General features: G+C 62.6%; 8 protein-coding genes. 4 read left to right on the top strand and 4 right to left on the bottom strand.

What is annotated here, in order from left to right; translation table 11 throughout:
* Window positions 1–251: 251 nt before the first annotated feature.
* From ptsP to fruA, 3 genes are read left to right on the top strand one after another with little or no spacing between them, the layout of a single operon-like run.
* Entirely contained in the window at window positions 252–3128 is a 2877-nt protein-coding gene (gene ptsP, locus SR908_RS03875) for a phosphoenolpyruvate--protein phosphotransferase (RefSeq protein WP_246920182.1), read from the top strand.
* Window positions 3128–4096 carry a 1-phosphofructokinase gene (pfkB, locus tag SR908_RS03870; protein ID WP_246920185.1) on the top strand — a complete coding sequence of 323 codons (969 nt, stop codon included), beginning with the start codon at window positions 3128–3130 and terminating at the stop codon, window positions 4094–4096. Before ptsP ends, pfkB begins: the two co-directional genes overlap by 1 nt.
* On the top strand, window positions 4093–5874 hold the full coding sequence (gene fruA, locus SR908_RS03865) for a PTS fructose transporter subunit IIBC (RefSeq protein ID WP_246920187.1): 1782 nt from the start codon (window positions 4093–4095) through the stop codon (window positions 5872–5874). The genes pfkB and fruA overlap by 4 nt, the downstream gene beginning before the upstream one ends.
* Before the next feature lie 199 nt (window positions 5875–6073).
* On the opposite strand, the gene SR908_RS03860 is transcribed toward fruA, so the two are convergent.
* The 4 genes from SR908_RS03860 to otsB all read right to left on the bottom strand — a co-directional run bounded on the left by SR908_RS03860 (window position 6074) and on the right by otsB (window position 12363).
* Window positions 6074–8128, bottom strand: coding sequence for a choline transporter (locus SR908_RS03860; RefSeq protein WP_246920189.1), 2055 nt, complete (start codon window positions 8126–8128; stop codon window positions 6074–6076).
* Between the two features lie 328 nt (window positions 8129–8456).
* Window positions 8457–9833, bottom strand: coding sequence for an alpha,alpha-trehalose-phosphate synthase (UDP-forming) (locus SR908_RS03855; RefSeq protein ID WP_246920192.1), 1377 nt, complete (start codon window positions 9831–9833; stop codon window positions 8457–8459).
* A complete protein-coding gene (locus SR908_RS03850; protein WP_246920195.1) occupies window positions 9830–11647 on the bottom strand; it encodes a glycoside hydrolase family 15 protein in 1818 nt (605 codons plus the stop codon). The genes SR908_RS03855 and SR908_RS03850 overlap by 4 nt, the downstream gene beginning before the upstream one ends.
* Entirely contained in the window at window positions 11611–12363 is a 753-nt protein-coding gene (gene otsB / locus SR908_RS03845) for a trehalose-phosphatase (RefSeq protein WP_246920204.1), read from the bottom strand. The genes SR908_RS03850 and otsB overlap by 37 nt, the downstream gene beginning before the upstream one ends.
* A gap of 236 nt (window positions 12364–12599) precedes the next feature.
* Here otsB and SR908_RS03840 point away from each other — a divergent pair, with 236 nt between their 5' ends.
* Complete coding sequence (locus SR908_RS03840) at window positions 12600–14366, top strand: acyl-CoA dehydrogenase (protein ID WP_246920207.1); 1767 nt, start codon at window positions 12600–12602, stop codon at window positions 14364–14366.
* The last annotated feature ends 1 nt before the right edge of the window (window position 14367 follow it).

Genomic DNA, 14367 nt, shown 5'->3' with positions numbered 1-14367 from the left:
TGCTTGTCCGCCCCTGCGAAGGTCTAGTCCCGTGCGGCTTGATAAATCGTGGTGAACGTTTCAGCATTGCCTTCAAGATAGCTGACACGATTCAGCCCGTCATCCGCAACCGCCGGATGGTTGGCATCCAATCGTCGGCATGTCCCGATTCAACGGTGCTTATTCCTCTATGCAGGAACCACGTCGGGCGTGATCGTTGGCCTTACCCGCGGAACGGACGGCTCCGTTCCGGCGGCATTCTGGAGATCTCCATGCTGACACTGACAAGCGAAGACGTTCTACTCGACCGGCACGCCGATGATTGGCGCGATGCCTTGAATCAGGCTGGCGAGGCCTTGGTCGAGGCCGGCCGTGTGGCGCCCGGTTACCGTGACGGCTTGCACGAGCGCGAGGCGCAGTCGTCGACCTACCTGGGCAATGGTATTACCATTCCTCACGGCACTCCCGAGAGTCGCGAACACGTCAAGACCACCGGCGTGCGGGTGCTGCAATTTCCCGATGGTATCGAATGGCATGATGGGCAACGCGTCACCTTGCTGGTGACCATCGCCGCGCAGAGCGACGAGCATCTCGATATTCTGCGCCAGTTGACGCACGTGCTCGATCGCGATGGCGTAGCTGAGCGTCTGGCGGCTGCCGACAGCCGCGAAGAGATCATTACGCTGTTGTCCAAAGCACCGGTCGAGGCGCGTCTGGATGCCGATACGCTGTGCCTGGGGTTCCCCGCGCGCGATCGCTTCGAGCTGGCGCTGGCCGCCGCGGCGCGCTTGCGCCAGGTGGGCAGCGTGGATAGCAGCTTCGTGGCCGAGATCAACACGCTGGAGCCGGTAGCGCTGGGCCAGGGATTATGGCTGGTGAGCAGTGCCCAGGGCGTCATCACGCCGACGCTGGGCGTGGCGACGCCGGAACAGGCCTTCTCGGGCCCCAAGGGGCCGGTCAATGCGGTGTTCTGTCTGGCGGCGCAAGGTGATGCGCATCGCGGTTTGCTCGAACGCCTGGGTAGCCTGCTGGATGCCGGTGACGGCGAGAGCCTCGCCGATGCCGACGCCGCGACACTGCTGGCGCGGCTGTCCGGTGAGTCCGCCGAAGCGGAGACTGCGCGCGCGACGGTACTCAATGCCCACGGGCTGCATGCGCGGCCGGCCAAACAACTGGTGCAGGTTGCCCGACGCCAAACCATGCCGGTCAAGGTGCGTCTGCTCGAGGGCAGTGCTGAGGCGGTCTCGGCGGCGAGTCTGACCAAGGTCATCGGATTGGGTGCGCGACGTGGCCAGACGCTGGTGTTCTCCGCCGAAGGGGATGGCGCCAGCGAGGCACTGGAAGCTCTTGTCGCGGCCGTCAGGGATGGCCTCGGTGAGCACGTGACACCTCTTCAGGAGGCGTCGTTTGAGGCACCTGTCGATGAGGATGAGAGCCTCCCCGCGCCCTTGGAAGACGACGTCGCGCATCCCGCCGTGCCGGCATCGCCGGGGCTTGCCATCGCGCCGGCCTTCGTGATGCGCACGCCGCGCTTCGAGTACCCCGAGCGGGCCGATGGCCTCGACGACACCCGTCGCGGCGACAGCGCCGCGCAACTGGCGCGCCTCGATGCCGCGATCCGAGCAGCTGCCGAGCAGCTTCGTGCCTTGGTTCGGACCGCTCAGGGCGGCGAGGTCGCCGAGATCCTCTCGATGCACGAGGAAATGCTCGACGACCCCGAGCTGCGCGAAGCGGCGCATGAGTCGTTGAGTACTGGAACGAGTGCCGAAGCGGCATGGTGGTCGGCCATCGATACCGCCGCCCGCGCCCAGGAAAACCTCGCCGATCGGCTGCTTGCCGAGCGTGCCGCCGATCTGCGTGACGTCGGCCGGCGTGTGCTGGGCATCCTGTGCGGTGTGCGCCTGCCCACGCCGCCGGAGACGCCTTACATTCTGATCACTGATGACGTCGGCCCCTCGGACGTGGCGCGCCTGGATACCGCTAAGGTGCGCGGTCTGGTCACTGCGCGCGGCGGTGCGACCTCGCACAGCGCGATTCTCGCCCGGGCGCTGGGTATTCCCGCCGTGGTAGGTGGCGGTGAACGCGTGCTGACGCTGGCCAATGACATTGAGGTGATCGTCGATGGCGAGCGAGGCCGCGTGATTCCCGCACCGTCCGACGAGCGTCGCTCACGCACCGAGCTACGCCTGAAAGAGCACGAAATGCGTGAGCGCGAGGCCTATGCCGCGCGCCATGAGGAAGCGCGCACGCAGGACGGGCATCGTGTCGAAGTCGCCGCCAACTTGGGAAACACCGCGCACGCGGCGGATGCCGTCGAGCGCGGCGCCGAGGGCGTGGGGCTGTTGCGTACCGAGTTCGTGTTCATGGCGCACCCCGAAGCACCGGATCTGGACACCCAGATCGCCGAATATCGCCAGGCGATTGACGCCCTCGATGGTCGCCCGTTGGTCGCTCGTACGCTGGATGTCGGCGGCGACAAGCCGCTGCCGTACTGGCCGTTGCCCCAAGAAGACAATCCGTTCCTCGGCTTGCGTGGCATTCGTCTGGCGCTGACGCGTCCCGAGGTGCTCGAGACGCAGCTGCGTGCCCTGCTGACTGCGGCGGGCGACCGCCCGTTGCGAATCATGTTCCCGATGGTCAAGGACATCGCCGAGTTTCGCGCCGCCCGCGAGATCTTCGACCGCGTGCAGGCCGAGGTTCAGGCTAGCGACGTGCAACTGGGCGTGATGATCGAGATTCCCTCGTGCGCGCTGCTGGCACCGAGCCTGGCCGCCGAGGTAGATTTCTTCTCCATCGGCACCAATGACCTGACCCAGTACACCCTGGCCATCGACCGCGGTCACGCAGAGCTCTCGGCCCAGGCCGATGGCCTGCATCCCGCCGTGCTGGCGCTGATCCGCATGACCGTTGAAGCCGCCCATGCTCAGGGCAAATGGGTCGGCGTGTGCGGCGAACTGGCCAGCGACGCCCAGGCGGTACCCGTGTTGGTGGGGCTGGGCGTCGATGAGTTATCGGTCTCGGCGCGGCAGGTACCGATGGTCAAGGCACGGCTGCGCGAGCTGACCCTCGAGATAGCACGCCAGCACGCCGAGCTGGCCCTGAGCCAGTCGACCAGCGATGCCGTACGCGAAGCGTTGGAGGCACTCTGATGGCGCGCGTGCTGACATTGACTCTCAATCCTGCCCTGGATCTGGCGATTCGTTTGCCCTCGCTCGTCCTGGGGGCGGTCAATCGCACCGATGCCACTCATCTCGAGGCGGCGGGCAAGGGCGTCAACGTCGCCCGGGTGCTGGTCGCGCTGGGACACGAGGTGGCGGTGACCGGCTTTCTGGGCGGCGACAACGATGGCGCTTTCGTGCGCGCCTTCGCCGATTGGGGGTTGAAGGATGCTTTCCTACGTCTGGCCGGCGACACGCGCATTAACGCCAAGCTAGCCGAAACCGAGGGCCGGGTCACCGATATCAATGGCCCCGGTCTTGAGGTTGCGCGTGATGATCTGACGGCGCTTTATGCCGCGCTCGAGGTACGAGTGGCGGACGCCGCGACACGCCCCGACGCGGTGGTGATCGCCGGTAGTTTGCCGCCAGGCGTAACGCCCGACGACTTGGCCGCCTTGATCGGCTGGCTGCGCGGGCATGACGTACCGGTTTGGGTGGATACCAGCGGTACGGCGTTGAACGCCGCGATCGCGGCCACGCCCAGCGCCGTCAAACCCAACGAGACGGAATTGGCCGAGTGGGCCGGCGAGCCCTTGGAAGACGCTGCGTCGCGACTGGCCGCCGCCACACGCTTGCATGCGTCAGGCATCGAGCACGCCCTGGTGTCGCTGGGCGACGAAGGCATGCTATGGGTCGGCCCCGCCGGGAGGTGGCAGGCCACGCCGCCGCGCGTCGAGGTCGCAAGTACGGTATGCGCAGGCGATACGTTGCTGGCGGCGATGCTCCACGGACAGTTGGCGGGCTTGCCTGCCGAGGACGCGTTGCGCCTGGCGAGCGGTTTGTCTGCCGAGGCGGTGCGCCATGTCGGGGTGGGTGATACGCATGCCCCGGACCTTGACCAACTCCAACAATGCACGCGCGTGCGTCGGCTCGACGATAACGCGAGGGAGGATTCATGAAAGCGATCCTGATTACGGCCTGCCCGAGTGGTGTGGCGACGACGTTTCTGGCCGCTCGACGCCTTGAGCAGGCCGCCCAGCGTCGTGGTTGGCAGGTCACGGTGGAAATGCATGGCGAGCTCGAACCGCCGCAGCCGGTGTCCGAGGCGGACGTGCGCGATGCCGAACTGGTTATCGTGGCCGCCGACCATGTGCCGGAGGCGTCGCGTTTCGCGGATAAGCGTTTGTTCCAGGCGCCCATCGCCGAGGCGTTGCCCGACCCGGATGCATTCCTCTCACGGGCCGAGCGCGAGGCCGAACTCTTCGCTGGCGGTGACACAGTAGCGCCACAGGCAGCGCCTACGAGCACCGCTGGGGGCGATGATGATCAAAGCCAACGTATCGTCGCGGTGACGGCGTGCCCAACGGGGGTCGCACATACCTTCATGGCGGCCGAGGCGTTGGAAGAGGCCGGGCGCGGCCTGGGACATCATATCCGGGTCGAGACCCAGGGTTCGGTGGGCGCTCAGAATCAGTTGACCGAGGCGGAGATCGCCGACGCCGATGTGGTGCTGTTGGCTTGCGATATCGAAGTCGACGACGAGCGCTTCGCGGGCAAGCGCATCTATCGCACATCGACCGGCAATGCGCTCAAGAAGGCTAGGCAGACCGTGCAGGAAGCCCTCGATGAAGCCGCCGTGGAGAGCCAGGGCAGTGCTGCCGGGGCCGGTGATAAAACCGCGGGCAAGGGCAAAAGCGTCAAGGACAAAGGGGTCTATAAGCACCTGCTCACCGGGGTTTCGTTCATGTTGCCTATGGTGGTTGCCGGTGGCTTGTGCATCGCCTTGTCGTTCGTGTTCGGTATCGAGGCCTTCAAGGAAGAGGGCACACTGGCCGCTGCCCTGATGCAGATCGGTGGTGATGCCGCCTTCGCCTTGATGGTACCGGTCCTCGCTGGGTATATCGCCTATTCCATCGCCGACCGGCCGGGGATCGCGCCCGGCATGATCGGCGGGATGCTGGCCAGCAATATCGGCGCCGGGTTCATCGGCGGCATCCTGGCTGGTTTTCTTGCTGGGTACGCCGCCAAGGCGATTACCCGGTATCTCAAGCTGCCGGCGAGTGTGGAATCTCTCAAACCGATTTTGATCATTCCCTTGCTGGCGAGTCTGTTCACCGGGTTGGTGATGATCTACATCATCGGCACGCCGGTGGCGGGCTTGCTCAATGCCTTGACCTCGTTCCTCGACAGCATGGGCTCGACCAATGCCGTGCTGCTGGGCCTGCTGCTCGGCGGGATGATGTGCGTCGATATGGGCGGGCCGGTCAACAAGGCGGCATATACCTTCGGTGTGGGACTGCTATCGAGCGAGACCTATGCGCCGATGGCGGCCATCATGGCGGCAGGGATGGTGCCGCCGCTGGCAATGGGGATCGCCAGCATGCTGGCCAAACGCAAATTCGATACGACCGAGCGCGAGGGGGGCAAGGCGGCTTTCGTGTTGGGGCTTTGCTTCATTACCGAAGGCGCGATTCCCTTCGCCGCCAAGGACCCGTTGCGTGTGTTGCCCGTATGCATCATTGGCGGAGCCGTGACCGGGGCCTTGTCGATGTATTTCGGTATTCAGTTGATGGCACCGCACGGTGGGCTCTTCGTGTTGCTGATTCCCCACGCAGTCAATCTGGCGCTGCTGTATCTCTTGTCCATCGCGGTGGGCGCGGTGATCGCCGGGGTGACGTATGCCGTCATCAAACCGGGCGCCTCTGCCATGCCGGTCGAAGAGAAAGTGGCATCTTGATATGCCGCTTGCCAGAGCGCCCGCCGCCGAGGGCGCTAACGCAAGGAGCGCCTCGTAGGGCGCTCCTTTTTGTCTGGGGGGGGACAGGGTTGCGTGCCCATGAGCGTTGGCACTGAATCATCACCAATAGGATCGTCGCAATAAAAAGGGGCGCATCTGGCGATGCGCCCCTAATGGCTCGGCGTGGTAGTTGGCTAGATCATTCCGGTGGTTGCTCAGGGCTGTCCGGCATAGTCACGGTCCCCGGCGCTTGCCGGTTCATGTGCAGGAAGTGAAGATGACGTTCGTACTGATCGAGAATGTCTTCGATCACCTGTTCCTTGTTGTATCCCATCAAATCGTAGCCCTGGCTGCCTTCGAGCAGATAGACCTCTAGGCGATAGTAATACGCATTGGTTTGCTGGGCGCGAAGCGCGAACGAGGGGGTAGCGAAGCGGCGCGGCCAGACCTGATAGGTGAAGTTCTGTTCGTCGCCGAGGCTGACATTGAGCGCCAGGTGCGGCTCGTCGCCTTCCTGCTCGTCGACCTCGACCTTGACGCCTTCCTGGCCGATGGCCTGACTGACTTCCTGCATGGCCGGTTTGGCCACATCATCGAGGAAACGTCGCGCCTGCTTGTCGCCCGGGAAACTCATCGCCCGGCTGAGACGCTGGCGCCAACCGCGCGGCGCGCGCTCGCCGCCACCGGTGCGGCTGGAAAGGTGCCCAGCGAGGCTGGTGCGGTGGCTGTCCTCTTTGAGACCTTCCACGCGCAGCGCCTTGAGCAAGCCCGCCATCATGAAGAACAGCACAATGGAGAAGGGCAGGCCGGTGATGACCACCACGCTCTGTAGTGCCGACAAGCCACCGGCCATGAGTAGCGCCAGTGTCAGCAGGCCAATCACGCAAGCCCACAGGATGCGCATCCAGATCGGTGCATCGCTGTTCACGTCCTTGAGCTTGGAGGTGAAGTTGGACAGCACCAATGCCCCGGAGTCGCCCGACGTGACGAAGAAAACGATGGCCAGAACGGTCGTGACCAGCGTGGTAATCCCGGTCAGTGGCAAGGACTCGAGAAACAGATAGATGGACGAAGCCGGCGTGTTCATCGCCGCATCGCCGAAATCCGTGGCCCCGTTCATGACCATATCGATGGCGCTGTTCCCCATGATCGACATCCACGCCATCATGAAGACCAACGGCAGAATGAGCGTGCCGGCCACGAATTCACGGATCGTGCGGCCGCGCGAGATACGTGCCAGGAAAAGCCCAACGAAAGGTCCCCAGGCAATCCACCAGGCCCAGAAAAACAAGGTCCAGCCGTTGAGCCAGGCGGAGGGCGGATCGAAGGCGTAGGTGTTCATCGACAGGCTGATGAAGTCGGAGAAGTAGTCACCGACGTTGAGCACCAGCACGTTGAGCAGGAATAAGGTCTTTCCGCTGAAGAGTACGAACAGCAGCAGCAATAGCGCCAACAGCATGTTGAACTCGGACAAGCGACGAATGCCTTTTTCCACCCCGGTGACGGCGGACACCGTGGCGAAGAACACGATCATGATTACCAGCGCCGCCTGCACCAGAGTGTTCTCGGGGATCGAGAACATATAGTTGAGGCCGAAGTTGAGCTGGATGACCCCGATTCCCAGGCTGGTGGCGATACCGAAGACCGTGCCCAGCACCGCAGCGATATCCACCGTATGCCCAATGGGACCATGGATTTTCTTGCCGAAGATGGGGTAGAGCGCACTGCGGATGGTCAGCGGTAGATTATGCCGATAGCTGAAGAACGCCAGTGACATGCCCACCAAGGTGTAGATGCCCCAGCCGGAAAGCCCCCAGTGCAGGAACGTCAGCTGCATGGCGTGGCGTGCGGCTTCTATCGTGTTGCCTTCACCTTCGGGAGGTGCCAGGAACTGCGTTACCGGTTCGGCGATACAGAAAAACAGCAGGTCGATGCCGATACCCGCCGAGAATAGCATCGCCGCCCAGGAGGCCATGTTGAAGTCGGGTTTGGAATGCTCGGGCCCCAACTTGATCTTGCCAAAGCGTGATAGGCCAATGGCGATCACGAACACCAAGTAGGCAACCACGGCGATGAAGTAATACCAACCGAAGGTGTTGGAAATCCAGCTCAGTATGGCGTTGATGATGCCGCTGGCCGAGTCGGTGAAAAACATCGTCCAGAGTGCGAAGACCACGATGCCGATCACCGAACCGTAGAAGACCACCGGATTGAGGCGGTCGCGACTGACGTCGTCGGTGTGTTGTGGGTGCATGAGCAATCCTCTAGTTGTGTAAGCACGGCGGTAGCGAGACGAGAGGCGCGTTCTTTTACTATGGCCGAGTCATGAAAATGCGATTTGGCCATGCGCCGCCGTCGTGAACACGATTCTCCATGCGAGCTCCTTGGCAGCGGATCCCTGGCCGCTGCCAAGATGTTCGCGGGAGACGCGACCGGCGTCGTTATGTGTCACGTTCCGTTGGAGGTGCGCGTCACGTGGCTACCGATGGAATGAAACCGTATTTTTATTGATTGAATGTTCAATCAAAATACTTGGTTATGTATCGGCTTTCAACCGTCAGGCGGAATCGAGGCGACGCGTTTCAACTCGATACGGCATACCCGAGATCGTCCAGGAAACGCTGCCACCAACGCGTCAGATCATTGCAGCGGACGCTGGCCAGCATGCTGGCATGGCGCCGGCAACGCTCCTCGTGTGGCATCTGCAGTGCTTGATCGAGCGCTTCGGCGATAGCGTGCGGATCGTAGGGATTGACCAGCAAGGCCCCTTCGAGCTCATGCGCGGCACCGGCGAGTTCGCTGAGCACCAGTGCGCCGGGATCCCGACTGTCCTGTGCCGCGACGAATTCCTTGCATACGAGGTTCATGCCATCGCGCAGCGGTGTGACGAGGCCCACTTGGGCGGCGCGAAAGAGCCCCATGAGGGCGGTGCGTGGATACGTCTTGTTGATGTAGTGCACAGGCACCCAATCGAGATCGGAATGCAGGCCGTTGATATGACCGGCTTGGGATTCGAGCTGTTGGCGCAGGTCGTCGTATTCGGTGATAGCGCTTCGAGAGGGGCTTGCGACTTGTGTATAGAGGACGTGGCGCCGGTAGTGGGGGTAGTCGTCGAGTAGATGCTCGAAGGCAAGCATGCGTTCGCCGAGTCCCTTGGAATAGTCGAGCCGGTCGGCGCCGGCGATCAGCGCACAGCCGCCCAACGAGGTGCGTAGTTGACGGACGGCTTGCTTGGTTTCGCTATGCTGTGCCTCGCGTTGAAGCGTGTCGACGTCGATGCCCACGGGGTAGATGCCGAGTTTCAGGCGTCGGTCGCCGTAGCGCAGCACATTGTCGCTGCGCTTGGCCCCGAGGATGCGGATCGCGGCGTGGCAGAAGGTTTCGAGGTCTTGGGGCGTCTGGAATCCCAGCAAGTCGTAAGCGAAGAAGCTCGCCAACAAGTCGCGATGTCCGGGAATACAGCGCAACAGCTCGGCGCTGGGAAAGGGAATATGCAGGAAGAAACCCATCGGGGCGTGGCTACCCTGGCGCCGCAGGGCTTCACCAAGGGGGATCAGGTGATAGTCGTGTACCCAGATGAGCTCGTCGCCGGTGAGCAACGCGCTGAGTTTCTCGGCAAAATGCAGGTTGGTCGCGTAGTAGACTTGGGCATGATGGCGGTGGAACTTCATGGCGCCCAGGTTGAAGTGGAAGATCGGCCACAGCACTTCGTTGGAAAACCCCAGATAATAGTCATTGTGCTGCTCCGCGTTCAGCGGCAAGGTGGCGTAGGTAATGCCATTTCGGCGTGTCTGCGTTGGCTGTGGTGAGGTGTCATGGCAAATCTCGCCATTCCAGCCGAACCACATGCCCCCATGGCGGGCGAGGGCGCTATTGAGCGCCATCGCCAAGCCCCCTGCCTGGGAGCGTCCGGCCTCGGGGATCGACACCCGGTTGGAGACCACGACAAGGTCTTTCATAGCGCTTCCTCCCAGCTCTTGCTGAGGTGCAGCGCCGAGTTGATCAGCCCCACCATGCTGTAGGTTTGCGGGAAGTTGCCCCATAGCTGGTGACTGTCGGGGTCGAGGTCCTCGGAGAGTAGCCCCACCTTGTTGCGACATGCCAGAAGCCCCTCGAACAGGCGCCTGGCTTCGGTGTGATCGCCGATCGCCCAGAGCGCGTCGATATACCAGAAAGTGCAGATGTTGAAGGCATTTTCGGGCGCCCCGAAATCGTCGTCAGCGACGTAGCGAAAGAGGTGATCGCCACGCCGCAGATGTCCGCCAATGGCCTTGACGGTGGCGACGAAGCGCGGGTCGTCGGCGGGCAAAAAGCCCAGCTCGTTGATGAGCAACAGGCTGGCATCCAGGCCCTCGCCGCCGAAGCTCTCGGCGAAGAAGTCTTGCGTCTCGTTCCAGGACTCGGTGCAGATGGTGCGGTGCATGGTGTCTGCGGTGTCGCGCCAGTGCCGTGCGGCGCTGTCCAGATCGAGTTGCGCGGCGATCTTGGCCAGCCGATCGCAGGCCGCCCAGCACATGATGGCCGAGTAGGTATGTACGCGTGCGCGGCCGCGATATTCCCAGATACTGGCATCGGGTTGGTCGTAACATTCAGCGGCCAAGTGGCCCAAGGGCTCGAGGCGACGGAACAGGGTCTCGTTGCCGACCTCCTCGAGGCGCTGATCGAAGAAGACTTGGTTGGCAGCCAGGACGACGGCGCCGTAGACATCATGCTGATTCTGCAGATAGGCCGCGTTGCCAACACGTACCGGCCCCATACCGTGATATCCGGCGAGCGTCTCGAGGCTGTGCTCGTCCAGCACTGTCTCGCCGCCAATGCCATAAAGCGGCTGTAACTGATGGCGATGGGTGCCGACGACGAGGTCGATGATGTAGTGCAGGAAATTTTCCATCGTCCCTGTCGCGCCGAGCCGGTTGAGTGCATGCACCACGAAATATGAATCGCGCAGCCAGCAATAGCGGTAATCCCAATTGCGCTGGGTGTTCGCAGCTTCGGGAATCGAGGTGGTCATGGCCGCGACCACGGCCCCAGTATCGTCGAAGGTGCTGAGTTTCAGCGTGATGGCGGCGCGAATCACGGCGTCCTGCCATTCGAAGGGCACGGCCAGCCGGCTGACCCAGTCGTGCCAATAGCGGCGCGTCTCTTCCCAATAGTGGTTGTAGAGCCGCGCGGGGGTGGTGGTCAGGCTCTCGTCGGGCCCGATGATGAAATGCAACGGGCGATCCAGGGCGTGGGCAGATTCCTGCAGCAAGTGGGTGATCGAGGCATCGGTAGTTAGGCGCACCACCCCGTCTTGGCACAGATAGCGGATGTGGTGGCTACCGTGAGTCGTATCGGGCGACGTACCGTCGTAGCCCTGCACCGGACGCAGACGTGTGCGGATGACCGGAGTGCCGGCGATGCGCTCTACGCGCCGACACAGCCCGGTGGGATGAAATTCTCGCCCGAACTGCAAGAAGCGAGGACAGAAATCGGTGATGCGGACCTTTCCGCCCTCGGCATCCTCGATCTCCGTGCACAGAATGGCGGTGTTACGGACATAGTATTGATGGCTGGCGACACGGTTTTCGACATCGATGGCGAAATAACCGCGATCCTGCGTATCCACCAAGCGGGAAAATACCGGGGCGCTATCCAGGCGCGGAAAACAGAACCAGACGATTCGGGACTGGTCATCGATCAGCGCGCTGACCTGACAGTTGCCGACCAGCCCCAGTTCGAGTGTCGGGTCCTGCGTTAGGGTGACATGCTCCTTGTCTGACGTTCCAACCATGACAAAACCTCCTCGATGCTATCCAGGCGATATGTGGCTTGACTCTGCGCGGCTTCACCGACGCGCACGGAGAAGCCGCCGTGTGCATTGACGACGGGGAAGGCGTCCTCGTCCGTACGGTCGTCGCCAATGAACAGCGGGATGCGCCGCCGAAAGGGTGGCGTGTCGAGCAGTCGCTGCACGGCGCGTCCCTTGTGGCAAGTATGATGACGAAGCTCCAGCAGGCACTTGCCCTCGGTAAGTTGGTAGGTGTCGCGGTAGGCCTGCCAAAGGCGTGTCATCGTGTCGCGACAGGCCCGCTCGTGCTGCGGCGCCTGACGGTAGTGGAGAGCGAAGGCGTACGTTTTGTCCTCGAAGACGGTGCCGGGATGTTGTTGTGAGAATTCGGCCAGGACGGCGCCTAGATACGCCGTGGCTTCGGACTCGAGCCGCTCGGCGTGTCGGGTGCCATCGCTATCGCGCCTCTGTGCGCCATGGCATCCTACGAGAGTTAGCGGCAGGGGCGCCGTCAGGCGCTCCAGGTCGGCCAGGCGACGGCCACTGATGACGGCTAGGGCGCCCTTGAGCTGGGTCTGCAGTTTGCTCAGCAAACGGCGCTGGCGGTGTGGCAGCGTAACGGCATCCGGATGCGATGCAATGGGCACCAATGTGCCATCGAAATCGAGAAACAGTGCGATATTGGAAAAAGCAAGGGCCGACGGTAGTGGCGTCTGCATGCCGATATCGGTCTCAGTATTTACAATCAATGCCTTTAAGCGTTGGTCATGCAAGGAAAAATTGCAAGCGGACCCCAACGCCTGGCTGCTAATGGATGGCCTGAACGGGCATGGTCTTGCGGCTCCTGCACCGTTCGGCTAATGGCCCGTCGCGCCCGGCGCCTCTATGATCACGCCATGCAGTCCAATTAACACATACGTTTGAATGATAGACGTCTGAATGATGAAGGTGAGTCATGTCTTCCTATGCTGCGCCGTTACGTGATCTTCGTTTCGTCCTCGAAGAATTGCTCGAGCACCGTTCGCTCCGCCTGCCTGAGTATCAAGAGCTTTCCGAGGAACTGGTCACTGCCATCATCGAGGAGGCTTCGCGCCTGGCGGGCGAGGTATGGGCGCCGCTCAATCGCCGTGGCGATGAACAAGGATGCCGTCTTGAGAATGGCGAAGTACATACGCCGACGGGCTTCGCCGAGGCTTATCGCGCCTTCGCCGAGGGCGGGTGGAACGGCATCGGTAGCGATCCCGCTCATGGCGGGCAAGGCCTGCCGGAGGTCGTCGCCAGCGCGGTGCAAGAAATGTGGCATTCCGCCAACATGGCGCTGGCACTGTGCCCGCTGTTGACGGCGGGGGCCGTCGAAGCACTGGCTCAGCATGGTAGCGAGGAACTCAAGTCGCGTTACCTGGAGAAGCTGATCAGTGGCGAATGGACGGGCACCATGAACCTCACCGAGCCACAGGCTGGTTCGGACTTGTCGATGGTGCGTACTCGGGCGGTGCCGGAGGACGCGCACTATCGTCTAAGCGGGCAAAAGATCTTTATCACCTGGGGTGAGCATGACTGCGCCGACAATATCATCCACCTGGTCCTCGCCCGTCTGCCGGATGCCGCCGAAGGCAATCGCGGTATATCGCTGTTTCTGGTACCCAAATTCCTGGTCGATGAACAGGGCCGTCTAGGGAAGCGTAATGACGTTAGTTGCGTCTCGCTGGAGCATAAGCTGGGCATCCATGGTTCGCCGACCTGCGTCCTCAGCTTCGGCGAGCATGAGGGCGCCATCGGTTATTTGGTCGGCGAGCCTGGCCGCGGACTTCAACACATGTTCACGATGATGAACGCGGCGCGCCACAAGGTTGGCATTCAAGGCATCGGTGTGGCAGAGCGGGCTTATCAGCAAGCACGTGCGTATGCCGCAGAGCGTGTACAAGGTCGCACGCCCGAGGCGCGTGGCGGCCGACCCGCCGTGCTCAGCGAGCATTACGACGTGCGTCGTATGTTGCTATCGATGCGCGCGCGCCTGGAAAGCCTGCGCGCCTTGGCTTTGCTCTCAGCCAGCGAGATGGACCATGCCCGGCATGCGTCCACAGAGGACGAACGCCAACGCGCCCAACAGCGGGCCGATCTCTACACACCGGTGGTCAAGGCCTTCTCCACCGACCAAGCGGTAGACATCACCTCGTTGGGCATTCAGGTACATGGTGGTATGGGATACATCGAAGAGACTGGTGCCGCGCAGTATCTACGCGATGCGCGCATCGCGCCGATCTACGAAGGTACCAACGGCATACAAGCGCTCGACCTCGCTGGCCGGAAGATCTACCGCGACGGCGGGGCCGTCTTGAGTGGTGTGCTTGACGAGGTCGCTGCTTGCGCCGATGCGCTCACCGCCGAAGCTCAACTCGCTGACTTAGGGGTGTCGCTTCATCAGGGTGTGGTGGATCTACGCCGGGCGGTGGCAATCGTACTGGCGCGGGGCGACGATTCCGATGCCCTCCAAGCGCTGGCGACGCCGTTATTGGCGTTGACGGGTCATGTGCTGTGCGCCTGGCAGATGGGACGCGCGGCACTGATAGCGCAGACGGCGTTGGTAACCGGTGATGACGAGGCCTTCTATCGCGCCAAGTTGGCCAGCGCGGACTTCGTACTGCGTCAGTGGCTGCCCATCGGGCGGGCGCAGTTGGCCGCGATCGAGGCCAATCCTGGCGTGCTCGACGAAGCGTGGTGAT

This window comes from Chromohalobacter canadensis, from assembly GCF_034479555.1.
Lineage (GTDB): Bacteria > Pseudomonadota > Gammaproteobacteria > Pseudomonadales > Halomonadaceae > Chromohalobacter > Chromohalobacter canadensis.
Note: the sequence above shows the minus strand (reverse complement) of the source record. Positions and strands in the feature narration are given on the sequence as shown.